This window comes from Bradyrhizobium sp. KB893862 SZCCT0404, assembly GCF_018130885.1.
Classification (GTDB): Bacteria; Pseudomonadota; Alphaproteobacteria; order Rhizobiales; family Xanthobacteraceae; genus Bradyrhizobium; species Bradyrhizobium stylosanthis.
In genome coordinates this window covers 423,413-445,695 of record NZ_JAFCLT010000004.1, presented here as the reverse complement: position 1 = coordinate 445,695, position 22,283 = coordinate 423,413, and the positions used below count along the sequence as shown (strand labels likewise).

Below are 22,283 nucleotides of genomic sequence, written 5' to 3'. Positions count from 1 at the left end.
GCATTGAACGACGCCAGATAGCGCGCGGCTCGCACGCGTGCATTCGCTGCATCCCTATGCAGCATCGTGGCACCCCGTTTCACCTTGCCGGTATCCGGCTGGCATGCCATCCTAAGGTCAGCCAGGCATAAACAAACGGAAGCAGGCGCTTACGCCCACAGCTTCCAAAAAACCTTGGTCGGGGAAACCCTTTGGGAGGTCTGATTTCATGAATTTGAAGCACGTCACCGGGCTGCTTTGCGCGGCCGCGATGTCCCTTGCGCTCACGGCTGCCGCGCAGGCGCAGGACAAGGTGGTCAAGATCGGCGTGATCATGCCGATGTCCGGCGGCACCGCCTCGATCGGGGCGCATGCCAAGGCGGCGCTGGATGTCGCAACCGACATCATCAACAATGCCCATCCCGAGCTTGGCAATTTCCCGCTGGCGAAGAACGCCGGTCTTGCCGGCCTCGGCGGTGCCAAGGTCGAGGTGATCATCGCCGACAACCAGGGCAACCCCGCAACCGGCCAGAACCAGGCGCTGCGCCTGATCACGGAAGAGAAGGTGGCGGCCGTGTTCGGCTCCTACCAGTCCGGGGTGACGCTGACCTCGAGCGCCATCGCCGAGAAATACGGCGTGCCCTTCCTGAACTCGGAGTCGGTCGCCGCCAATCTCACCGAGCGCGGCTTCAAATGGTTCTTCCGCACCACGCCGATCGCCACCGACTTCGCCAAGATCTACACCGAATTCCTCGCGGACATGAAGGCGGCGGGCGCCAAGACCGATGCGATCGCGCTGGTCCATGACAACACCGAATACGGCACCTCGGTCGCGAACACGATCGCCGGCGCCTTCAAGGAGAAGGGGCAGCCGATCGCACTCGACGTCGCCTATCCCGTCAACGCGACGGACCTGCAGGGGCAGGTGCTCCAGCTCAAGGACAAGAAGCCCGACGTCGTCATCATGATCAGCTACACGTCGGACGCGATCCTGTTCGCCAAGACCATGCAGTCGCTCGACTACAAGCCGGCGATCCTGCTGGCCGACGACGCCGGCTATTCCGATCCGTCCTTCACCAAGGCGGTCGGCAAGATCTCGCAAGGCGTGTTCAACCGTTCGTCCTGGGTCGTCGGCCCGCCGGGCTCGCCGTCGGCCATCATCGCCGACATGTACAAGAAGAAGAGCGGCGAGGAGATGGACGACACGGTCGCCCGCCAGATGCAGGGCTTCTTCGTGCTGGCCGATGCGATCGATCGCGCCGGCTCGACCGAGCCCGCCAAGATCCAGGCGGCGTTGAAGGCGACGGACCTGAAGCCCGAGCAGCTCATGATCGGCTACAAGGGCGTCAAGTTCGACGACAAGGGCCAGAACGTCCTGGCGTCCGGCGCCATCATCCAGCTTCAGGATGGCGAGAACTATGTCTCGGTGTGGCCAAAGGCCAACGCAGAGAAGGCGCCGGTGCTGCCCTACAAGGGCTGGTGAGCGTTTCGTCAAAGCGGGGCCACGTGGCCCCGCCATTCCCAGGGTGATTTGATTTAGAGCAACGCGGCTCATGTCCTTTGTCCTCGTGCAGGTGATCGTCGGCGGGCTTCTGCTTGGCGCCGTCTACGCCCTGTTTTCCTCCGGCCTCACGCTGGTGTGGGGCATGATGAACATCGTCAATTTCGCGCATGGCGACTTCGTCATGCTCGGCATGTACGTCGCCTATGTCGTCTACACCCTGATGGGGGGCGGGCCGATCCTGGGTGCACCGCTCGCGACGCTGGTGCTCGCGACTCTCGGCGTCGTGGTCTATTTCGCCCTGATCCGCGACATCATGAAGGGGCCGATGCTGGCGCAGATCCTCGGCACCTTCGGGCTGGCGCTGCTGCTGCGCTATTCCGTGTTCTGGTGGTTCGGCGCCAACTTCCTGTCGATGCCGCAGGATATCGTCGGCGGCACCTATGCCTTCGCGGGCCTGCGCATCGAGGCCTCGCGGCTGCTGGCCGGGATCGTCGCGCTGCTGGTAACGCTCGGCCTGCATCTATTGCTGACGCGCACCTCGCTCGGCTCGAAAATGCTGGCGGTGGCGGAGGACCAGACCGCGGCCCAGCTGATGGGCATCCGGCCCGACACCATGCAGGCGATTGCCTGGGCGATCGCGGCCGGCGCCACCGGCCTTGCCGGCGCGCTGATCGCAAATTTCTTCTACATCGTGCCGACCGTCGGCGAGACGCTCGGCATCGTCGCCTTCGTCACGGTGTCGCTGGGCGGCTTCGGCAGCGTGCCCGGCGCGCTGGTCGCGGGCCTCTTGATCGGCGTCATCGAGTCGCTGTCGGGCTATCTGATCGGTGCGATCTACAAGGACATCGTCGTCTATGTCCTGTTCCTGTTCTTCCTCTGGTTCCGGCCGCAGGGCCTGATGGGGAAGATGTGATGCGGCGCTGGATCTGGCTCTCGGTCGTCGCAGCCTTGGCGATCGCTTATCCGTTGCTGCTGTCCTCGCCGTTCCAGCAGCGCCTCGGCGCGCTGGTGCTGCTCTATGCCATTGCGGCGTCCGCCTGGAACATCGTCGGCGGCTATGCCGGGCAGGTGTCGGTCGGGCACGTCGTGTTCTTCGGCTGCGGCGCCTATGCCGCGATGGGCTCCTACGCCAAGTTCGGCCTGTCGCCGCTGTTCGGCATTCCCGGCGGCATCGTGCTCGCGGTGGGGCTCGCCGCGATCATCGGCGTGCCGACGCTGCGCCTGTCGGGCCATTATTTCAGCATGGCGACGATCGCGGTGGCCGAGACCATGCGGCTGATCGTGACCAACACCGAATGGCTGGGTGCGGCCGTCGGTCTCTCCGGGCCGACCGTGCCGCGCAACGTCTTCGATCTCTCGTTCCTGTCGTCGCTGCCGTACTACTATCTCTTCCTCGCCGTGCTCGCGATCACGCTGGCGATCACCTGGTGGATGACCAACAGCCGGATGGGATTTTACCTGCGCGCGATCAAGGATTCCGAGCGCGCCGCACGTTCGCTCGGCGCGCCCGCGAGCCGCACGAAGCTCTACGCCTTCATGCTGAGCGCGGCGCTGACCAGCGTTGCCGGGGCGCTCTATGCGATGATGTTCGGCTTCGTTGATCCCGAGTCCGGTCTCGGCATCCTGATCTCGGTGAAGATCCTGATCATGGCCGCGCTGGGCGGGGCAGGGCTGCTGTTCGGCCCGCTGGTGGGAGCGGCGATCCTCGTGCCGCTGGAGGAAATCTCCAACAGCTGGCTCGGCGGCAAGGGCGCGGGCCTCACCTTCGTGGTCTATGGTGCGATCATCGTCCTGATCGCCCGCTTCCAGCCTGGCGGGCTGCTCAGCCTGTTCATCCGGCGCGGCAAGCCGAAGACGGATACGGGAGCCGGCCATGCTCCTTGAGGCGCGCAACATCACCAAGGCGTTCGGCAGCTTCAAGGCGGTCGACGATGCCTCCGTGACGCTGGAGCAGGGCGACATCCTCGGCCTGATCGGTCCGAACGGCGCCGGAAAATCGACCTTCTTCAACTGTCTCACCGGCGACCTCAAGACCACATCGGGCCGCGTGCTGTTCGAAGGGGCCGACATCACCGACCTCACGCCGGAGCTGCGCGCCGAGCTCGGGCTCGCCCGCACCTTCCAGGTGCCGCAGACCTTCGAAGGCATGACGGTGCTCGAGAATGTCATGATCGGCGCGTTCCTGCGCTCCTCGCATCGCAAGGAGGCCGAAGCCAAGGCGCATGCGGTGCTGGAGCGCGTCGGCATGAGCAGGCTGGCGGATGCGCCGGCGCGCTCGCTCGGCACGCCCGGCCGCAAGCGGCTCGAGATCGCCCGCGCGCTTGCGACCGAACCGAAGGTGCTGCTGCTCGACGAGGCCATGGCCGGCCTCAACGCGCATGAGGTGAAGCTCGCCATCGATCTCGTCCGCGACATCCATCGCTCCGGCATCACGCTGGTCATCGTCGAGCACATCATGGAAGTGATCATGTCGCTCGCGAGCCGCGTGATGGTGTTTCACCAGGGCAAGGAGATCGCGCGCGGCTCGCCGCGGGAGGTCACGTCCAATCCGGCGGTGATCGCGGCCTATCTCGGCACCCGCGCAGCGAAGGCCGCCGCCGGCCATACGCCGGTCGAGCTGATGGGCGGGCCTGACCTATGAGCGGAGCGCTTCTGCGGATCGAGCACCTCGAGGTGCGCTATGGCGATCTGATCGGCATCTCCGACGTCTCGCTGGAGGTGCCCGAGGGCAGCGTCGTCGCGCTGCTCGGCTCCAATGGCGGCGGCAAGACCACGACGCTGAACGCGATTGCCGGTCTCATCCCCGTTCATTCCGGCTCGATCAGCTTTCGCGGCGAGGAGATCGCCGGCCAGAAGGCCTTTGCGATTGTGCGCAAGGGCCTGGCGCTGTCGCCGGAGGGCTGGCGCCTGTTCGTGCAGCAGAGCGTCGAGAACAATCTGATGCTTGGCGCCACGCCGCTGCACGACAAGTCGAAGCAGGCCGCGCTGCTCGAACGCGTCTACGAGATATTCCCGCGCCTGAAGGAGCGCCGCAATCAGCGCGCCGGCACCATGTCCGGCGGCGAGCGGCAGATGCTGGCGGTCGGCCGCGCGCTGATGAGCGACCCAAAGCTCCTGATGCTGGACGAGCCCTCGCTCGGCCTCGCGCCGGCGGTGGTCGAGTCCATGTACGAGACCTTTGGCCGCCTGCACCGGGAGGGCCTGACCATCCTGCTCGCCGAGCAGTCGATCGAGCTCGCGCTCGAAGTCTCGGACTTCGCCACCGTGCTCCAGGTCGGCAAGAGCGTGCTGTCGGGCACGGCTGCCGCGCTCGCGCAGGATCCGCAGGTGCAGAAAGCCTATCTCGGCGTGGACTGACCGGCTTCCGCCTGCAGCAACAGCAGCAGGCAGCCGGCGAGCCGCGTTTCCATCTCTTTCGACCGAAGCTGTAGCGGTCCGGGATCGTTGAGGATCGCGTTCACCAGCGTGCCCAGCACGACCTGGAAGCCGAAGGCGATCGCGCGGGTCTTCGCGGCCTTGCGGCCCTTGCCCATGGCCGGGAGCAGGAGAGGGGTGGCGCGCGCGGTCGTCGCCTGCGCGAGGGCCTTGAACGGCGTCCATTTGTCCGGACGGGTGTCGTCGTGCCGGAGTGCAGCGCGCAGCACGCCCTCGTGATCCCGCATCCAGCCGATGACGCCGCCGACGATGACATGGCAGAGCTTGTCGAGACTCGTATCGGCTGACGGCGGCCTGATGTCGCCGAGCCGCTGCTCGCCGTCACGCGCGGCCAGCGCCATCAACGCGTTGAAATAAGCATCCTTGCTCTCGAAGCGGCTGTAGAAGGCGCCGACGGTGACGCCGACTTCGGTGCAGAGGGCCTCGATCGAGAGCTCGGCAAGGTTGCGTCTGCGCAGCATGTCGGCGCCGGCGCGCAGCAGCGCCAGCGTGGTCTGGTGGCTGCGCTTCTGCCGCGATGGGGCGACCCCGGGCAGGTCGAAGTCGCGAAACCCGGGCTCCGAACGTGACTGCATCCGTGCTTGCATCCGCCCTAAATCATAATCATAATTCGGATTATAATTTAGAGGGCGGCTGATCGCGGGTCAACCGTGACGGTCACGCCAACGAGCCAAAGGCAACCAAGCCGGAGGCAACGAACAGGGAGGAGCAGATGAGCGCAGGCAGCACCGCGCCGTTCCGCGGCACCGTCGGCAAGACGGTCGCGGATTCAAAGCCCTGGTGGCCCGAGGCCGTGAAACCGCCCGAGGGCGCGCCGAACATCCTGGTGGTGCTGTTCGACGATGTCGGCTTCTCCGATTTCGGCTGCTACGGCTCGGCGATCAGGACGCCGACCATCGACAGGCTCGCAGCCCAAGGCCTCCGCTACTCCGGCTTCCACACCACCGCGATGTGCTCGACGACGCGGGCGGCGCTGCTGACCGGGCGCAACCACCATTCCGTCGGCGTCGGTTGCCTCGCCAATTTCGATTCCGGCTATCCCGGCTATCGCGGCAAGATCGCGCGCGAGGCGGGGACGCTGGCCGAGATGCTGCGCGTGTTCGGCTATCGCAACTACATGATCGGCAAATGGCACGTCACGCCGCTGACCGAGAGCGGCGCCACCGGGCCGTTCGACGGCTGGCCGCTCGGCCGCGGCTTTGACCGCTTCTACGGCTTCCTCGATGCCGAGACCGACCAGTATGCGCCGGAGCTCGTCTCGGATAACACGCATATCGATCCGCCGGGCACCTCCGCCGATGGCTATCATCTGACCGAGGATCTGATCGATCAGTCGATCCGCTTCATCGGCGACCACGTCGCCGACCGCCCTGATGTTCCCTGGCTGACCTGGGTCGCGCTCGGCGCCTGTCACGCGCCGCACCAGGCGCCGGCCGATATCATCCGGAGCTACGACGCTGCCTTCGCGCATGGCTGGGACGTCGAGCGGGAGCAGCGACTGGCGCGCCAGAAGGCGATGGGATTGGTGCCGCCGGACACGCGGATGCCGCCGCGCAATGACGGCGTGAAGGCGTGGGAGGATCATTCGCCCGACGAGCGTCGCGTCTTCACCCGCCTGCAGGCCGCCTTCGCCGGCATGCTCGATCACTCCGACCGGCATTTGGCGCGCCTCGTCGCGTTCCTGGAGACGGCCGGTATTCGCGACAACACCATGATCATCGTGATGTCCGACAATGGCGCCAGCCAGGAGGGCGGGCCGCTTGGCTTCGTCAACGCGATGGGGCCGTTCAACTTCAAGCCGGAGCCGATCGCTGAGAAGCTTGCCCGTATCGACGACATCGGCGGCCCCGACACTCACAGCAACTTCCCGCATGGCTGGGCGATGGCGTCCAACACGCCGCTGCGCCGCTACAAACAGAACACCCATGGCGGCGGCATCCGCGATCCCTTCGTCCTCAACTGGCCGAAGAGGATCGCAAGTCCGGGCGAATTGCGGCATCAGTTCGTGCACGCTTGCGATCTCACGCCGACGCTTCTGGAACTGATCGGCATCGAGCCTCCGAACACGATTGCCGGTTGCCCGCAGATGCCGCTCGAGGGCGAGAGCTTTGCCCGTTCCGTTACCGACGCCTCCGCCCCATCAAAAGGCTCGCCGCAATATTTCGAGATGTTTGGCCATCGCGGCCTCTGGCAGGGCGGCTGGAAGGCGGTCGCGTTCCATCCGTCGGGCACGCCGTTCGAGAACGACAGATGGGAGCTGTTCCACCTCGACAAGGATTTCTCGGAGACCAATGACCTCGCCGCACGGGAGCCGGAGCGTCTGGCGGCGATGATTGCGACATGGTGGATGGAGGCCGAGAAGCACAAGGTGCTGCCGCTCGATGATCGTTTCGGCCCGCGCTTTGCGGAGAATGCCGCGCGCTTTCACGGCGCGCGCCACCATTTCGTCTTTCACGCCGGCATGGGTCACGTGCCGACCGACGTCGCGCCCGATGTGCGTAGCCGCAGCTACACGATCGAGGCCCATGTCGAGATCGAGGAGCGCGGAGCGGACGGCGTGCTGATCTCGCACGGCGATGCGACATCGGGGTACAGCCTGTACGTCAGGGATGGCCATCTCGTGCACGATCTCAACATCGGGGGCAGCCATCAGGTCGTGCGCTCGGATCGGAAAGTGCCGTCAGGTGCGCGCCGCCTCGGCGTTCACGTCGAGCGCCTGGTGCGCAAGGAGCCGCCGGCCAAGGGCTCGCGCACCGGCGTCACCGAATACACGCTGCTGGTCGATGGCGAGCCGGCGGGCTCGCTCCAGACCCAGCTCGGCTTCCACACGCTGATCTCATGGTCCGGCCTCGACATCGGCCGCGACCGCGGCAGCCCGGTCTCGCATTACGAGGCGCCGTTCGAATTCGAGGGCCGGCTGCTGCGCGTCACCGTCACCATGCACAATGATCAGAAGCTCGACGGCAACGCCGTCGGCAACGCGCAGATGGCGCGCCAGTGAACGCGCTGCATCCACGCCGTCATTGCGAGCGCAGCGAAGCAATCCAGAAACGTTCCGCGGAGGCAGCCTGGATTGCTTCGTCGCAAGGGCTCCTCGCAATGACGAGGTGAGAGAGGCGAGCGCGCCAGCAGAAAACCTGGTGAGCAGTAGTTACTTGATCTTGTCGTAGGCCGCCGCGAAATCGCCGAGCGGCATCGGGATCGCGATCGTCTCTTTCGCCATGTTCTGGAAGGAGACCTTGAGCTGCTTGCCCGACCGCAGGGCCGTGAGCAGGTCCGCCGCGATCGGCGTCGAGGCGTAGCAGCCGCGGTTCTCGCAGGTCTGGATCTGCAGGTCGAACGTCTTGCCCTCGTCGACCTGGAGCTTGGCGCCGACGGGAAGGTTGAGGCCGAGCGGCAATTGCAGCAGCGCCACGGGCGTGCGCGTGTCGGGCGCGATGCGGATGTTGATCAGGACGACCGTCTGGCCGGTCTTGGTCAGCACCGCGTTCTGCTCCATCGCGCATTCGAGCGGCGCGTCGCGGCTGGCGCTGGTGCAGCGGACGATCCAGCCGGGCTGGCCCGGAGCGCCGTCGGCCTGCGCTTGCGTCGGTGCAGGCGCGGGCTGTGCGGCGGGAGCAGGGGGCGCTGCGTTCTTCTTGGCGCCCTGCTGGGCGTACGCGGCGCCCGTCGACAGCAGGGCAGCAGCGGCGAGGGCAACAAGTCTGGATTGCATGGACATGGCGAAACCGCGTTGGCGTGAACCGAGGCCTCGCTGTAGCGTTGCGAGGCGTACGGCGCAAGCTTACTCGGCGGCTTCCTTGACGGTGCTGTGCTCGGATGCTTCGTGGCCCTCGCCGTCGCCGGAACGTCCCCAGCCCGAGAACCAGTTGTTGAGCTCGTCGAGGTAGAGATAGACGACGGGCGTGGTGAACAGCGTCAGCGCCTGGCTGACGATCAGGCCGCCGACCATGGCGTAGCCGAGCGGCTGGCGAATTTCGGCGCCGGTGCCGTGGCCGAGCATCAGGGGCACGCCGCCGAGCAGGGCGGCCATCGTCGTCATCATGATCGGGCGGAAACGCAGCAGCGCGGCCTGGCGGATCGATTCCGCCGGCGTCTTGTGGTGATCGCGCTCGGCGGCGATGGCGAAGTCGACCATCATGATGCCGTTCTTCTTCACGATGCCGATCAGCAGGATGATGCCGATCAATGCGATGAGGCTGAAGTCGAATCCGGCCGCCATCAGGATCGCGAGCGCGCCGACGCCGGCCGAAGGCAGGGTGGACAGAATCGTGATCGGGTGGATGTAGCTCTCGTAGAGGATGCCGAGGATCAGATAGACCACGACCAGCGCGGCCAGGATCAGCAGCGGCACCGTGCCGAGCGATTGCTGGAACGCCTGCGCGGTGCCCTGGAAGCTCGAGTTCAGCGTCGGCGGCGCGCCGAGATCGGCCATCGCTTTTTGCACGGCCTCGGTGGCCTGGCCGAGCGCGACACCTTGCGCGAGGTTGAAGCTGATCGTGATCGCCGGGAACTGGCCCTGGTGGCTGATCGAGAGCGGGCGGACCGGATCGGTGGTCCAGGTCGCGAAGGTCGACAGCGGCACCTGGTCGCCGGTCAGAGGCGATTTCAGATAGAGCTTGTTCAGGCTGTCCAGATTGCCCTGCAGCTCCGGCAGGATCTCGAGGATCACCTTGTAGGTGTTGAGCTGGGTGAAATACTGCGTCACCTGCCGCTGCCCGAAGGCGTCGTACAGCGTGTCGTCGATCAGCTGCGGCTGGATGCCGTAGCGCGAGGCGGTGTCGCGGTTGATCTTGAGCTGGACCGTGGTGCCCTGGGTCTGCTGGTCGGTGGCGACGTCGCGCAGCTCCGGCAGTGTCTGCATCTTGGCCAGGATCTTCGGCGCCCAGTCGTTGAGCTCGGCGAGATCGGCGTCCTGCAGGGTGAACTCGAATTGGGTGCGCGTTGGCCGGCCGCCGAGGCGGACGTCCTGGGCCGCCTGCATGTAGAGGCGGGCGCCGGACACCTTCTCGAGCTTGGGACGCAGCCGCGCGATGATCTGCTGCGCCGAGGCCTCGCGCTCGCTGCGCGGCTTCAGCGTGATGAACATGTTGCCGTTGTTGCCGGCGCGGCCGCTGCCGCCGATGTTCATCGCGATCGTGGCGACGTCGGGATCATCCATCACGATCTTGCCGAGCTCGACCTGACGGCGCTGCATCTCCTTGAACGAGATGTCCTGTGAGGCTTCGGAGGTCGCGGTGATCAGGCCGACGTCCTGCTGCGGGAAGAAGCCTTTCGGGATCAGGATGAACAGGTAGATCGACAGGCCGAGCGTCGCGAAGAAGATCGTGAGCGTGGTGCGCCGCCAGGCGAGGGCGTGGTCGAGCACGTATTCGTAGCCGCGCAGCATGCTGTCAAAGGCGCGCTCGCTCCACTGGTAGAACTTGCCGTGGGATACTTCGCCGTGGGCGCGCAGGAAGCGCGAGGCCATCATCGGCGTCAGCGTCAGCGACACGAACATCGAGACGAAGATGGTCATCGCCAGCACGACGGCGAATTCGCGGAACAGGCGGCCGATGATACCGCCCATCAGCAGCAGCGGGATCAGCACCGCGACCAGCGAGATGCTGATCGACACGATGGTGAAGCCGATTTCCTTGGAACCGCGGAAGGCCGCCGCCATCGGCGATTCGCCTTCCTCGATGTAGCGCGTGATGTTCTCGAGCATCACGATGGCGTCGTCGACGACGAAGCCGACCGCGATGGTGAGCGCCATCAGCGACAGATTGTCGAGCGAATAGCCGACGACCCACATCAAGGCGCACGCGCCCAGCAGCGCCAGTGGGACCGTGATGGTGGGGATGACGGTGGCCCAGAAGCTGCGCAGGAAGATGAAGATGACCATGACCACCAGAGCGATGGTCAAAAGCAGCGTGAACTGGACGTCCTCGACCGCGGCGCGGATGGTGGTGGTGCGGTCGCTGATCAGCTCGATCTTGATCGCGGGCGGGATCGCCGCCACGAGACGGGGCAGGGTCGCCTTGATCCTGTCGACGGTCTCGATGACGTTGGCGCCCGGCTGCTTGAAGATCACCAGGAACACGCCGCGCTTGCCGTTGGCCCAGGCCGCCTGCTTGGCGTCTTCCGCGCCGCTGACCGCCTGGCCGATGTCGCGGATTCGCAACGGGCCTCCGTTGCGATAGGCGATGATGACGTCGTTCCAGTCCTTGGACTGGGTGAGCTGGTCGTTGGCGTAGATCGTGTAGGCGCGCTTCTCGCCGTCGATGTTGCCCTTGGGGCTGTCGACCGTGGTGATCGCGATCTGGCTGCGGACGTCCTCCATCGACAGGCCCTTGGCGACGAGCTTCGCCGGATCGACCTGGATGCGGATGGAGGGCTTCTGCTGGCCGCCGATGAAGACCTGGGCCACGCCCGAAAGCTGGCTGATCTGCTGGGCGAGCTGCGCGTCGACCGCGTCGCTGACGCTGGTCAGAGGCAGCGTCTCCGAGGTCGCCGACAGCAGCAGGATCGGCGCGTCGGCCGGGTTGACCTTGCGATAGGTCGGCGGCGAGGGCAGGTTCTTCGGCAACTGGCCGCTGGCGGCATTGATGGCGCCCTGCACGTCGTTGGCGGCGCCGTCGATGCTGCGGTTGAGATCGAACTGGATGGTGATCGACGCGGTGCCGAGATAACTCGTCGACGTCATCTGGGCGATGCCGGGGATCTGGGCGAACTGGCGCTCCAGCGGCTGGGCCACTGACGAGGCCATCGTCTCGGGGCTGCCGCCCGGCAGGTTGGCGGTGATCTGGATGGTCGGGAAGTCGACCTGCGGCAGCGGTGCGACCGGCAGCAGGGGATAGGCGACGAGACCGACGAAAAGGATGCCGGCCATCAGCAGCGAGGTGCCGATGGGATAACGGATGAAAGGTGCCGAAATCCCGCCCTCGGTCATTCCCGTCGTACCTTATTCTGTCCCGGTTCTGAACTTGCCACCGCCGTCGAGACGAGGCTTCCGGGTTGCACCTTGAACTGACCGCCAGTGATCACCTGCTGCCCGGGCGTGAGCCCTTCGTCGACGACGGAATGTCCGTCGATGGCGTAGCTGACCTTGATCTTGTGCACCTCGGCCTTGTTGTCCTGATTGACGGTATAGGCGTAGAGGCCGTTGGTCGAATGCTGGACCGCGTCATCCGGCACGACGGTCGCGTCCTTCAGGATGCGCACCAGAAGACGGGTCGAAACCGATTGTCCGGGCCACAGCGTGTGGTCCTTGTTATCGAACACTGCCTTCAGCCGGATCGTCCCGCTGGTCGTGTCGACCTGGTTGTTGATGACCGCAAGCTTGCCTTCCGCCAGCGTCTTCTTGCCGTCGGTGGTGAAGGCGATGACCTTGAGCGCCCCGGCCTTCTGGCCCTCGCTGATATAGGGAAGCTGGTCCTCCGGAGCGGTGAAGATCACCGAAATCGGCTCGACCTGCGTGATGGTGACGATGCCCGTCTGCGAGGAGGCGGTGGCGATGTTGCCGACGTCGACCTGGCGCAGGCCTGCGACGCCGGTGATCGGCGCCTTGACCTGGGTGTAGTCGAGCTGGGTCTGGGCGTTGGCGATCGCGGCCTCGTCGGCGGCGATCTGGGCGGTGAGCTGGGCGACGGTCGAGCGCTGGGAGTCGACCCGCTGCGCGGTCGCGAACTCGCCGAGCTTCATGGCGCGCTGGAGCTCGAGATTGGCGTTGGCCAGATTCGCCTCGTCCTGGGCCTTCTTCGCTTTGGCCTGGTCGAGCGTGGCTTGATAGGGGCGGGGATCGATCGAGGCGAGCAGCTCGCCTTCCTTGACGATCTGCCCTTCGGTGAAGGCGATCTTGTCGATCTGCCCGTCCACCCGGGTCCGGACCTGGACCGTATTGAAGCCCTGAACCGTGCCGAGACCGGTCAGATAGACCGGAAAATCGACCTTCTGGACCGGCGTGACGCTGACGGGAATGGGGGGCGCGCGAGGCGGACCCTTTTGAGCTGTCTGGGCTTTTCCGGCGTCGGGCGAGCCGTATTTGTGCCAACCGTAGTAACCCGCGGAGGCCACGGCCGCGAGGATCAGAATCCAGAGGATCGGCCGTGTTTTTTTCATATCGGCTCGTGTCGGCTTCTTATGCCCTAGCTTACGAATTTTGGGGCAATCGTAGGGTTCCAGCGGGCTTGTATAATACACGCCAAGTTCCAGTGTAAACAGCACTATCGGCAGCGAATCCTAAACAATTGGAAAGCTTTGCACCGCTTGGGCAACTCACTGGCGCGCCGGTGTGCAGTGCTGCATTTTCCCAGCAGAAACGATCAGCGTGCAAACCTTGTGCAATGATCGGAAACGGTGTGCCGAGGCCGATGGGTGCGCTGACCGGAATCGCGGCAGGACGCATCGCAAGAACGGTTCTAAATCGCGCAAGCCGCGTTTCGGTTGTCAGAAAAATCGGCATCGTCCATATCGGCGCCTCCACGAGGGGGAGTGCATTATGGATGAACTGAACGGCAAGCTGATCGCGTGCCAGATTCTGATCACGGGGTTGATTGCGCGCGTTGCCAACGAGCAGCGCGATCCCTTGCGCTTTCTCTCCGACTTCCGCGACGAGATCAAAGCCGTGGTCAACGGCGTCAACATCGCCGGCATGGAGAACACCGACCGTGTGCGCGCCGTTGCGCAGAAAACCGTCGACGAATTGTTCTCGCTGATGAAGCCGCCGAGCAGCGATTGATATCGCTGCGCCAATCGTCGATTTCGCGGTATTTTTCGTAGCTGTTTTAGAACGAGTCCAATCTTTGTTTAGAACCGTTTCAAACTACAGTTTAGAATCGTTTTGATCTGGACTTATTCAAGGGTTCTCGCGGCTTGCCCGCATTGACCCACTATTTTGCCGCCGATACCAACAGCCCAATCGCTCGTCGAAGTGAACGAGCGAACATGAAGATGGGGCGTGTTGTAATGGGGCAGGTGGTCGCACCGAAGTCGTTGCGTTCGGTCGCAGCATTCGATCCGGTTGATGAAAAGTCTTCGGGCATTTCCGGCAAGAAGGTCTCGGCCGTTGCGAGCCTGATCGCGGTGGCGTCGGTGTCGAGCGGCGCAGAGGCGCAGCAGTCCAACCTGCCGCCGGTGACGGTCGATGCTCCCGTCGCGCGTCCGCGTCCTGTCGCCTCGAAGCCGACGGCGGAACAGGTCCGTGCCCGTAACGCGCTTCGTCGCGCCGCGCAGCGCCAGCAGGCAGCGCAACAGGCTGCGCCTGCCACGCCGTCCGGCCCCGCCGACGCCAATCCCTATGCCGATCCGTCCGCGCCCTACAAGGTCGACCGCGTCCAGGCCTCAGGCAAGTTTCCCGAACCGCTTCTGAATACGCCGAAGACCATCACGGTGCTCAGCAAGGAGATCCTCGACGACAAGAACGCGACGTCGCTGAGGGAGATTGGACGTTCGACCGCCGGCGTGACGCTGGGCTCGGGCGAAGGCGGCAACGCGTTCGGCGATCGCTTCTTCATCCGCGGCTTCGACGCGCGCAACGACGTCTTCATCGACGGCATTCGCGATCCCGCGGTCTCGATCCGAGAGAACTTCTTCACCGAGCAGCTCGAGATCCTGCGCGGCCCGGCCTCGTCCTATGCGGGCCGCGGCACCGCGGGCGGCGCCATCAACATCGTCACCAAGCAGGCGACCGATCGCAACTTCCAGAACGCCGAGACGACGTTCGGCACCGACATGACCAAGCGCGTCACGATCGACGTCAACCAGGTCATCGATCCGACCTTCTCGGTGCGTGCTGGCGGTCTGTTCCAGGACGCCAACGTCGCCGGCCGCAACTTCGTGACCGACAATCGCTGGGGCACCTTCGTCTCGACCAAATACGCCCCGACCAACGACTTCAAGGTCACGACCAACTACGTTCACACCGACCTCAGCGGCTATCCGGATTTCGGCGTGCCCTATTACAAGCAGGGCAACGTGCCGGCCACTGAAGCCGGCATTCCGCGCGGCACCTGGTACGGTTTCCTCAACCGCGATTTCCAGACCGCACGGCAGGACTTCGGCACGCTCACGGGCGAGTACAAGCCGACCAACAACATCACCCTGACCAGCCGGACCCGCATGGAGCAGTCGACGCTGGAATATATCGGTACGCTGCCGCAGTCGCCGATCACGACCAATCCTGATCCGACGAAGTGGACGATCACCGCGAGCGCGCAGAGCCGCAACCAGTGGGTCGACGTCATCGCCAACCAGGAAGATGCCACGTTCAAGTTCAACACGGGATCGGTCAGGCACACGGCGGTGACCGGGCTCGAAGTCTCCAACGAACGCATCGGCATTGGCCGTTACACCGGCCTCTCGTCGGAAGCGTTCGGTGCCGGCTCCAACAGCAATGGCGCTCTGACCCTGCAGAACATGTATTCGCCGGGCTACACCTACACGCCCGGTCCGTTCAACCCGGTGCTCGGCGGCGATCCGACCCGCTACAACGTCGACAGTGGCGCCGTCTATGTGATGGACACGGCGAACTGGGAAGACACCATCATCGTGAACGGTGGTGTGCGCTGGGACAGCTACAAGCTGACATCGTCGATTGCAGCGGCGTCGAGCCACGTTGACTCGGACTTCGTCAATTACAACGCCGGTATCGTCTACAAGCCGGTTCCGATCGGCAGCCTCTATGCGGCCTACGCGACCTCGACCAATCCGTTCGGCTCCGAGCTCGACGCGACCGGCACGGATTACGGCTCGTCTCCGCCGACCGGCACCACGATCCTCGGGCCCGAGCAGAACAAGGCTGCGGAAGTCGGCACCAAATGGGAGCTGCTCGATCGCCACCTGCTGGTGAGCGGCGCGCTGTTCCACACCACCAAGGACAATGCGCGCGAGACCGTCGGCACTACGCTGACCTCGGGTGCGGCGTACCGGATCCAGGGTATCGACATCGAGGCCAGCGGCAAGCTGACCGATCGCTGGAGCATCTTCGGCGGCCTCGTGCTGATGGATTCGAAGGTCACCAAGAGCAACATCCCGAGCAATGTCGGGCTGCAGCTCGCCAACGTCGCGCATCAGTCGTTCAGCCTGCTCACCAAGTACAAGTTCGATGGCGACTGGGAGCTCGGCGGCCAGGCGGTGTTCCGCTCCAAGGTCTATGGCGGCACCTTCGGCGCCAACACCGGTACGCTGATCCCGAGCTATTGGCGCTTCGACGCGTTCATCGAGAAGAAGATCGACAAGAACTGGACCATGAAGTTCTACGCGCAGAACCTCACCAACAAGCTCTATTACGACACGCTCTATCGCAGCGCGACGCCGTTCGTGGCGGTCGCGCCGGGGCGGGCGTTCTACATCGTCACGACAGCGAAGTTCTGATCATGTTGACGTGCCTGCCTGGCATCCTGAGCAAAGATGATGTGGCGGATTTCCGCCGCATCATGGATGCCAGCGAATGGGAGGATGGCCGCTCGACCGCAGGGTCGCAGTCGGCCATGGTCAAGCGCAACGAGCAATTGCCGCCCGATGGCGAGGTCGCGCGCAAGCTCGGCAACCGCATCATCTCGGCGCTGACGTCGAACCCGCGCTTCATCGCGGCGGCGATCCCGCTCCAGATCTTCCCGCCGCTGTTCAACCGCTATGCGGCCGATAGCGGCCACCATTTCGGCCTGCATGTCGACAACGCGATCCGCGGCGACCGTCTGACCGGCCTTCGCATCCGCACCGACCTGTCGGTCACGCTGTTCCTCGCCGAGCCGGAAGAATATGACGGTGGCGAACTTGTGATCGAGGACACCTACGGTTCGCACGAAGTCAAGTTGCCAGCCGGCGACTGCGTGCTCTATCCCTCGACCAGCCTCCATCTCGTCACGCCGGTGACGCGGGGAACGCGGGTTGCGTCTTTCTTCTGGCTTCAGAGCATGATACGGGACGATCAAGCCCGGAGCATGATCTTTGACCTCGACACCGCGATACAGGCGCTGGTGGAACGGCTCGGGCGTGACGATCCCGAAACGGTCAAATTGACGGGTATCTATCACAATCTCATTCGCTACTGGGCCGAAGTATGAAGATCACAAATCTCAAAGCCAGTCTTGCCGCAGCCGCCGTTCTGACGGCCGCCTGGCTCGCATCGCCTGTTTCGGCCCAGACGCAAACCCAGCAGCCGGCTGCCCAGGCACCCGTCGTCGCTCCAGCCCCGGCTCCCGCGGCCCCGGTCGCGGCCGCGCCGGTGGCTCCCTCGGCCACCGCGGCTCCCACGGCTGCCGCGCCGGCCGCCGCCAAGGCGGAGGCTGTCTCCATGGCGCCGTCCATGAAGGAATTGTCACCCTGGGTGATGTTCATGTCGGCGGACGTCATCGTGAAGGCGGTGATGATCGGGCTCGCCTTTGCGTCGCTCATGACCTGGACGGTCCTGATCGCGAAGTCGATCGAGCTGTCGGTCGCCTCCGGCAAGCTGCGTTCGGCTTTGAAGAAGATCGCCGAGGCACGCTCGCTCGCCGAGGCGCAGATGGCGCTCGGCGCCAAGCAGGGCATCCTGCCGTCCTTCCTGGCGGCGGCGCTGCGCGAGGCGCGGATGTCGGCTGGGCTCTCCAGCGATGCCGGCATCAAGGAGCGCGCGGCCTCGAGCTTCCAGGAGATCGTGCGCGCCGAGGCGCGGCGCATCCGCATCGGCATGGGCGTGCTCGCGACCATCGGCTCGACCTCGCCCTTCGTCGGCCTGTTCGGCACGGTCTGGGGCATCATGAACAGCTTCATCGGCATCTCGAAGTCGCAGACCACGAACCTTGCCGTGGTCGCTCCCGGCATCGCCGAGGCGCTGCTCGCCACCGCGATCGGCCTCGTCGCCGCCATTCCCGCGGTCATCATCTACAATCACTTCTCGCGCGTGACGAAGAGCTATCTCGAGCTGGTCAGCCGTGCCTCGGGCGCGGCCGCCCGGCTGCTCTCGCGCGATCTCGATCGCAGCCACGGCAGCGTGCATTCGCGCGCAGCGGAGTGAACCATGGCCGTTTCGCTCGCAGACAACGATGACGACGACGATTTCTCGGAAACGCATGACATCAACGTCACGCCGTTCATCGACGTCATCCTGGTGCTGCTGATCATCTTCATGGTCGCAGCTCCGCTCTCGACGGTCGATCTGCCGATCGACCTGCCGACCTCGAGCGCGACGCCGCAGAAGAAGCCGGACAAGCCGACCTATCTCAGCATCAAGCGTGACCTGACGCTCGCCATCGGTGAGGACTCCGTGCACCGCGCCGAGCTGATCATGACGCTCGACTCGATGTCCGACATGAGCAAGGACAAGTACCTGTTCCTGCGCGCCGATCGGTCCGTGCCCTATGGCGAGTTGATGGGCGTCATGGAGCTGTTGCGCTCCGGCGGCTACACACGGGTGAAGCTGGTTGCGCTCGAAGGGCCACCTTCGGCGGCGGGCGCGCCTGCCGCAGGCACAGCGCAGCCCTAAGGGATCGTCATGTCCGACGCTGAGCTCGAACCCAGATCATCCCGGAAGCTGTGGATCCTCGCTGCGGTCGCTGCAGTCGTGCTCCACGTGGGTGGGGCTGCGCTCGCGCTGGCAAATCTGCAGGCCGACGACGGCGACGAAGGGTTGGGCGCGGCAGGGGCGGAGTTCGCGGTCGAGATGACGTCGCCGCCGGCGCGCGAGACCGACATGCCGCCCGGGCCGACTGACTCGGAGGAGCAGGAGGAGCGCCCGGCGCTGCCCGAGCAGAAGGCCGAGGTCAAGGAGACGGATCTGCCGCAGGACCGGCCGCAACAGGTCGAGGAGGCCGACCGGATCGTCACCGAGAACAAGCCGAAGAAGGAGCAGGACGACGATCCGAAGCTCGCGGCCGTCGAGACGCCCGCGATGGAAGCGTCGCAGAAGTCGGTCGCGATGGAGCGGCAGACCTTCGAGGACGCCACGCGCGAGGCCGAGAAGGCGATGGCGCCCGTGCTCGGCATCGGCAAGGACCTGCTGAAGCTGACGGCCGACTGGAACCGGAAGATCAGCGCGCATCTTTCGGCGCACAAGGTCAATCCGGAGGGCAAGGAACCCAATAACCAGACCGCCAAGGTGAGCTTCGCGCTGAACCGGCGGGGCAACGTGCTGTCGGTGGACGTGGTGCAGTCGTCAGGGGATCCGGCCTACGATGCGGCCGCGATCTCCATGGTCCACAAATCCGATCCGTTCCCGACGCCGCCGGCCGCGCTGACCGAGGACCGCTACGAGCGCACGGTCGAGATCATGTTCAAGCCGCCGGACGACAAGAAAAAGAAGAAGCAGGCTCAGCGCCAGTAGAGCCGGATCCCGACATAGACCACGACCAGGCAGGCGAAGATCAGCGCCACGGGGAGAGGCCGTTTCTGGGTTCCCGCGGCCGCGCCGGTCCCGAAAAAGCCTGATGTCTTCGGCTTCGGCGGGGGACGACGGAAGGCGGTAACATTGTCCGCTGCCGGCTCGGACTGGCGGGGGCGGACGTCAGGCGGAGTTCCCGCACCGCCCATCTCGGCATAGTAGGCCTTGTAGATCGCGCCGATGGTCGCCTCGGTGGCCTCGCCCTCGCTCATCTGCGCCAGCAGGTTCTTGTAGCTCGAGAGGAACTCCTGCGCCTCCGGAGGCAGCGCGGACGACCCGTTGAGCTTGGCCATCATCTTCCAGGTGGCGAAATCGGCGCGGGCACGGGTGTCCGCGCGTCGCGCGATCAGCATATCGGCAGCTTTGACCAAGTCGGCCTCTGGCCCTTCGGCTCGTGTTCGGGTGGTGTAGTTCAACTACCCATTGCCGGTCAGGAAGAGAACAGCCTGAATCACATAACCGGTCAACGTTCGCAGTATTCCTGAAATAACATCAAGATTTAGACCGAACTGCGAGCCCGCGAGCGGCAACAGGATCAAGAGGCCGATCAGGATCAGCATACCGAACGGCTCGAGCCGGGCGAGCGGCAAGGCAAGCGGCCGCGGCAACAGCCCGACCGCGACGCGGCCGCCGTCCAGCGGCGGGATCGGCATCATGTTGAACACCGCCAGGACGGCATTGATGATCAGCGCATTCTTGAGGTTGTCGAAGATCCACTGCGCCGCCCCCGCCGGCGCCAAGGGCAGGGCGTGCAGGGCCAGTGCCGCCGCAAGTGCCAGCAGGATGTTGGTGGCGGGCCCCGCCAAGGCCACCCAGACCATGTCGAGCCTGGGGTGGTTGAGCTTGCGGAAATTCACCGGCACCGGCTTGGCATAGCCGAACAGGAACGGCGAATGCGCAAACAGCAGCATTGCCGGGAGGATCACGGTGCCGAACGGGTCGATATGCTTGAGCGGGTTGAAGCTGACGCGGCCGAGCTGCCAGGCTGTATTGTCGCCGAGGCGGTAGGCAACGAAAGCGTGCGCGGCCTCGTGGAAGGTGATGGCGAGCACGAGCGGCAGCACCCACACGGAGAGGTCATAAAGGGAAACGTTCACGGCTCGTCCGTCCCGGTTTGGCTCGCGGCCTTGCAGCCAACCCGGCCAATCCGGTGGTGGGGCAACGCGTCAGGTCAGCATATGGGACGCCGGTTCCGAAATCCCAAGCTGTAAATGATCCGCCAGCAGCCCGCCCGCGCGTGACAGGTTGCGCGCACGGTGGAGGCGGATGTCCGCCGCCGGCAGCGGGGGCAGGCCGTCGCGCTCCGACAAGACGCGGAGGCGAGCGGGCAGAGTGCCGGCTTTCACGACGGTGATCGCAAGACCCTGTGCTGCGATTGCTTCGACCGCACCAAGCGTCCGGCTGACAAAGGCCAGCCGCCACGGACGGCCGGCGGCATCGAGCGCCTCCGCAGCCCATTGCCGGAACAGGCAGCCCGGCGGATAGAGCGCGACGGGCAGCGTGTCCTGCGCCGCGACCGGATATGAGTTTGCCGCGGCCCACACTGCCTGCTCGCGTCGCAGCAGCTCGCCGTTTCCGCGGCCTTCCGGATGCATGGCGATAACGAGGTCATAGGCGTCCCCGAGTCGCGCCGGCATTGTCGCGGTCAATCCGGTCTCGATCTCGACACGGATCCCGGGATGGTTTCGCGCAAAGCGCGCCAGCAGGGGCGGAATGACGAGCGTGCCGTAATCGTCCATCACGCCGAGGCGGACGACGTCGTCGCGCTTGCGCCTGCGCAGCGCGTCGACGGCCTCTGCATTGAGGTCGAGCAGCCGCCTTGCATAGACGAGGAGCTCGTTGCCCGCTGCGGTCAGCGTGACGCCGGCCCTCGCGCGTTGAAACAGCCTGGTGTCGAGCCGTTCCTCCAGGCGCCTGATCTGGACGCTGACGGCCGACTGGGTCCGGTTGAGCGTCGCCGCCGCGCGCGTGAAGGAGCGATGCTCGGCAACGGCGATAAAGGCCTTCAGCAGATCGGGATCGAGGGGCGGCGCGGTCATGATGAAAACTTATCCTGCCATGACGGAAATTCCATTCCCAGTTTCGGCGCGCCTCGTATGCTGTTTTCAAAGCATCGACGGAGGAATCGTGGGTGAAGTTTTGGGCGTTCTGGCCGCGGTGCTGTCGAGCGCGCTGGGCGGCACGTCGATCGGCGCGACGCGCTATCTCGTGAGCAGCCTCGATCCGCTCGCGATCGGCTCGTTCCGGTTCGGCATCGGCTTTCTTTTCCTGCTGCCGCTGACGCTGCTGCGCGGCGACCGATGGCCGGGGCGAGGGGAGTGGGCGGCCGCTTTCGGACTCGGCTTGCTCTTCTTCGCCGTCTTCCCGATCCTGTTCAACGCGTCCTTGATCTTCACGACCGCCGCGCGTGGCGCGCTCGCTCTCTCGACGCTGCCGCTACTGTCGCTGTTGATTGGGGCTGCGCTCGGCGCCGAAGCGCTGACCTGGCGCAAATCGATCGGCGTCGTGATCGCGACCTCAGGTGTGGCGGTCGCGCTGCTCTCGGATCTCACCTCGGCACCGGCAGGTGCCTGGCGCGGCGATCTCCTGATGATGGCGGCGGCGCTGTGCATGGCGCTCTACGGCATCTGGTCGAGGCCGCTGATCCGCCGCTCCAGCCCGATCGCGTTCACGACGATGAGCATGGCGGCGGGGGCGACCTGCCTCATCCTGCTCTCGGGTGTTCGCGGCAGCTTTGCGCCCGTCGCCGGCTTCGGTGCGCCGCAATGGCTGGCAGCTCTCTATCTCGGCGCCTTCGGCGCGGCGCTGACCTTCTATCTCTGGGCCTTCGCGCTGGAGCGGACGACGCCGACGCGCGTCGCGATCTCGGTGACGGTCAATCCGATCACTGCATCGCTGGTCGGGGCGTGGCTGCTGCAAGAGCCGCTGCGCTGGAATCTCGCAGCGGGGATCGTCGCGGTGTTTGCGGGGATCTGGATCGCGACGACGACAGGCCGGCGTGCTGAGACCGCGTCACAGCAAGCCTGA

At 65.2% G+C, this 22,283-nt stretch carries 20 protein-coding genes; 13 read left to right on the top strand and 7 right to left on the bottom strand.

The window, feature by feature from the left end; translation table 11 throughout:
* The first annotated feature begins 208 nt into the window (after positions 1–208).
* The 5 genes from JQ617_RS20005 (at position 209) to JQ617_RS19985 (ending at position 4,840) form a co-directional block, all read left to right on the top strand.
* Positions 209–1,462, top strand: coding sequence for an ABC transporter substrate-binding protein (locus JQ617_RS20005; RefSeq protein ID WP_212027790.1), 1,254 nt, complete (start codon positions 209–211; stop codon positions 1,460–1,462).
* Between the two features lie 70 nt (positions 1,463–1,532).
* Positions 1,533–2,396 (top strand): branched-chain amino acid ABC transporter permease, encoded by an 864-nt coding sequence (locus tag JQ617_RS20000; RefSeq protein WP_063684491.1) that lies wholly within the window; start codon positions 1,533–1,535, stop codon positions 2,394–2,396.
* On the top strand, positions 2,396–3,367 hold the full coding sequence (locus JQ617_RS19995; protein WP_212027789.1) for a branched-chain amino acid ABC transporter permease: 972 nt from the start codon (positions 2,396–2,398) through the stop codon (positions 3,365–3,367). The genes JQ617_RS20000 and JQ617_RS19995 overlap by 1 nt, the downstream gene beginning before the upstream one ends.
* Entirely contained in the window at positions 3,357–4,124 is a 768-nt protein-coding gene (locus JQ617_RS19990) for an ABC transporter ATP-binding protein (RefSeq protein ID WP_212027788.1), read from the top strand. The genes JQ617_RS19995 and JQ617_RS19990 overlap by 11 nt, the downstream gene beginning before the upstream one ends.
* Positions 4,121–4,840, top strand: coding sequence for an ABC transporter ATP-binding protein (locus JQ617_RS19985; protein ID WP_212027787.1), 720 nt, complete (start codon positions 4,121–4,123; stop codon positions 4,838–4,840). The genes JQ617_RS19990 and JQ617_RS19985 overlap by 4 nt, the downstream gene beginning before the upstream one ends.
* On the opposite strand, the gene JQ617_RS19980 is transcribed toward JQ617_RS19985, so the two are convergent.
* The gene (locus JQ617_RS19980; protein ID WP_212027786.1) at positions 4,822–5,505 is read right to left on the bottom strand and encodes a TetR/AcrR family transcriptional regulator; all 684 of its coding nucleotides are present in this window, start codon (positions 5,503–5,505) and stop codon (positions 4,822–4,824) included. The two genes, JQ617_RS19985 and JQ617_RS19980, sit on opposite strands and share 19 nt — an antisense overlap.
* Before the next feature lie 125 nt (positions 5,506–5,630).
* Here JQ617_RS19980 and JQ617_RS19975 point away from each other — a divergent pair, with 125 nt between their 5' ends.
* Positions 5,631–7,919 (top strand): arylsulfatase, encoded by a 2,289-nt coding sequence (locus tag JQ617_RS19975; protein WP_212027785.1) that lies wholly within the window; start codon positions 5,631–5,633, stop codon positions 7,917–7,919.
* A 150-nt stretch (positions 7,920–8,069) separates the two neighbouring features.
* On the opposite strand, the gene JQ617_RS19970 is transcribed toward JQ617_RS19975, so the two are convergent.
* The 3 genes from JQ617_RS19970 to JQ617_RS19960 all read right to left on the bottom strand — a co-directional run bounded on the left by JQ617_RS19970 (position 8,070) and on the right by JQ617_RS19960 (position 13,018).
* Positions 8,070–8,639 carry an invasion associated locus B family protein gene (locus tag JQ617_RS19970; protein WP_063684485.1) on the bottom strand — a complete coding sequence of 190 codons (570 nt, stop codon included), beginning with the start codon at positions 8,637–8,639 and terminating at the stop codon, positions 8,070–8,072.
* 63 nt (positions 8,640–8,702) lie between these two features.
* Positions 8,703–11,849 (bottom strand): efflux RND transporter permease subunit, encoded by a 3,147-nt coding sequence (locus tag JQ617_RS19965; RefSeq protein WP_212027784.1) that lies wholly within the window; start codon positions 11,847–11,849, stop codon positions 8,703–8,705.
* Positions 11,846–13,018 carry an efflux RND transporter periplasmic adaptor subunit gene (locus tag JQ617_RS19960; RefSeq protein ID WP_212027783.1) on the bottom strand — a complete coding sequence of 391 codons (1,173 nt, stop codon included), beginning with the start codon at positions 13,016–13,018 and terminating at the stop codon, positions 11,846–11,848. The genes JQ617_RS19965 and JQ617_RS19960 overlap by 4 nt, the downstream gene beginning before the upstream one ends.
* A gap of 379 nt (positions 13,019–13,397) precedes the next feature.
* Here JQ617_RS19960 and JQ617_RS19955 point away from each other — a divergent pair, with 379 nt between their 5' ends.
* The 6 genes from JQ617_RS19955 to JQ617_RS19930 all read left to right on the top strand — a co-directional run bounded on the left by JQ617_RS19955 (position 13,398) and on the right by JQ617_RS19930 (position 19,199).
* A complete protein-coding gene (locus tag JQ617_RS19955; RefSeq protein ID WP_212027782.1) occupies positions 13,398–13,637 on the top strand; it encodes a hypothetical protein in 240 nt (79 codons plus the stop codon).
* A gap of 227 nt (positions 13,638–13,864) precedes the next feature.
* Positions 13,865–16,270 (top strand): TonB-dependent receptor domain-containing protein, encoded by a 2,406-nt coding sequence (locus tag JQ617_RS19950; RefSeq protein ID WP_212027894.1) that lies wholly within the window; start codon positions 13,865–13,867, stop codon positions 16,268–16,270.
* Positions 16,271–16,272: 2 nt separating this feature from the next.
* Entirely contained in the window at positions 16,273–16,962 is a 690-nt protein-coding gene (locus JQ617_RS19945; RefSeq protein ID WP_145658693.1) for a Fe2+-dependent dioxygenase, read from the top strand.
* Positions 16,959–17,894: a tonB-system energizer ExbB gene (gene exbB / locus JQ617_RS19940; protein WP_212027781.1), complete on the top strand. Its 936-nt coding sequence runs from the start codon at positions 16,959–16,961 to the stop codon at positions 17,892–17,894. Before JQ617_RS19945 ends, exbB begins: the two co-directional genes overlap by 4 nt.
* Positions 17,895–17,897: 3 nt before the next feature.
* Positions 17,898–18,362, top strand: a complete 465-nt coding sequence (gene exbD / locus JQ617_RS19935; protein WP_212027780.1) for a TonB system transport protein ExbD — start codon at positions 17,898–17,900, stop codon at positions 18,360–18,362.
* A 9-nt stretch (positions 18,363–18,371) separates the two neighbouring features.
* Positions 18,372–19,199, top strand: coding sequence for an energy transducer TonB (locus tag JQ617_RS19930; protein ID WP_212027779.1), 828 nt, complete (start codon positions 18,372–18,374; stop codon positions 19,197–19,199).
* Here JQ617_RS19930 and JQ617_RS19925 read toward each other — a convergent pair.
* From JQ617_RS19925 to JQ617_RS19915, 3 genes are all read right to left on the bottom strand, one after another.
* The gene (locus JQ617_RS19925; RefSeq protein ID WP_145660068.1) at positions 19,187–19,609 is read right to left on the bottom strand and encodes a hypothetical protein; all 423 of its coding nucleotides are present in this window, start codon (positions 19,607–19,609) and stop codon (positions 19,187–19,189) included. The two genes, JQ617_RS19930 and JQ617_RS19925, sit on opposite strands and share 13 nt — an antisense overlap.
* 63 nt (positions 19,610–19,672) lie before the next feature.
* Entirely contained in the window at positions 19,673–20,353 is a 681-nt protein-coding gene (locus tag JQ617_RS19920) for a site-2 protease family protein (protein ID WP_212027778.1), read from the bottom strand.
* 69 nt (positions 20,354–20,422) lie between these two features.
* Positions 20,423–21,295: a LysR substrate-binding domain-containing protein gene (locus tag JQ617_RS19915; RefSeq protein WP_212027777.1), complete on the bottom strand. Its 873-nt coding sequence runs from the start codon at positions 21,293–21,295 to the stop codon at positions 20,423–20,425.
* An 88-nt stretch (positions 21,296–21,383) separates the two neighbouring features.
* Here JQ617_RS19915 and JQ617_RS19910 point away from each other — a divergent pair, with 88 nt between their 5' ends.
* Positions 21,384–22,283, top strand: a complete 900-nt coding sequence (locus JQ617_RS19910; RefSeq protein WP_212027776.1) for a DMT family transporter — start codon at positions 21,384–21,386, stop codon at positions 22,281–22,283.

Coding starts and splice junctions, on each gene's coding strand:
- JQ617_RS19990 (WP_212027788.1), top strand. CDS start 3,357: ATGCTCCTTGAGGCGCGCAACATCACCAAGGCGTTCGGCAGCTTCAAG.
- JQ617_RS19955 (WP_212027782.1), top strand. CDS start 13,398: ATGGATGAACTGAACGGCAAGCTGATCGCGTGCCAGATTCTGATCACG.
- JQ617_RS19930 (WP_212027779.1), top strand. CDS start 18,372: ATGTCCGACGCTGAGCTCGAACCCAGATCATCCCGGAAGCTGTGGATC.
- exbB (WP_212027781.1), top strand. CDS start 16,959: ATGAAGATCACAAATCTCAAAGCCAGTCTTGCCGCAGCCGCCGTTCTG.
- JQ617_RS19960 (WP_212027783.1), bottom strand. CDS start 13,018: ATGAAAAAAACACGGCCGATCCTCTGGATTCTGATCCTCGCGGCCGTG.
- JQ617_RS19925 (WP_145660068.1), bottom strand. CDS start 19,609: ATGCTGATCGCGCGACGCGCGGACACCCGTGCCCGCGCCGATTTCGCC.
- JQ617_RS19975 (WP_212027785.1), top strand. CDS start 5,631: ATGAGCGCAGGCAGCACCGCGCCGTTCCGCGGCACCGTCGGCAAGACG.
- exbD (WP_212027780.1), top strand. CDS start 17,898: ATGGCCGTTTCGCTCGCAGACAACGATGACGACGACGATTTCTCGGAA.
- JQ617_RS19980 (WP_212027786.1), bottom strand. CDS start 5,505: ATGCAAGCACGGATGCAGTCACGTTCGGAGCCCGGGTTTCGCGACTTC.
- JQ617_RS19985 (WP_212027787.1), top strand. CDS start 4,121: ATGAGCGGAGCGCTTCTGCGGATCGAGCACCTCGAGGTGCGCTATGGC.
- JQ617_RS19915 (WP_212027777.1), bottom strand. CDS start 21,295: ATGACCGCGCCGCCCCTCGATCCCGATCTGCTGAAGGCCTTTATCGCC.
- JQ617_RS19995 (WP_212027789.1), top strand. CDS start 2,396: ATGCGGCGCTGGATCTGGCTCTCGGTCGTCGCAGCCTTGGCGATCGCT.
- JQ617_RS19970 (WP_063684485.1), bottom strand. CDS start 8,639: ATGTCCATGCAATCCAGACTTGTTGCCCTCGCCGCTGCTGCCCTGCTG.
- JQ617_RS20005 (WP_212027790.1), top strand. CDS start 209: ATGAATTTGAAGCACGTCACCGGGCTGCTTTGCGCGGCCGCGATGTCC.
- JQ617_RS20000 (WP_063684491.1), top strand. CDS start 1,533: ATGTCCTTTGTCCTCGTGCAGGTGATCGTCGGCGGGCTTCTGCTTGGC.
- JQ617_RS19945 (WP_145658693.1), top strand. CDS start 16,273: ATGTTGACGTGCCTGCCTGGCATCCTGAGCAAAGATGATGTGGCGGAT.
- JQ617_RS19965 (WP_212027784.1), bottom strand. CDS start 11,849: ATGACCGAGGGCGGGATTTCGGCACCTTTCATCCGTTATCCCATCGGC.
- JQ617_RS19950 (WP_212027894.1), top strand. CDS start 13,865: ATGGGGCAGGTGGTCGCACCGAAGTCGTTGCGTTCGGTCGCAGCATTC.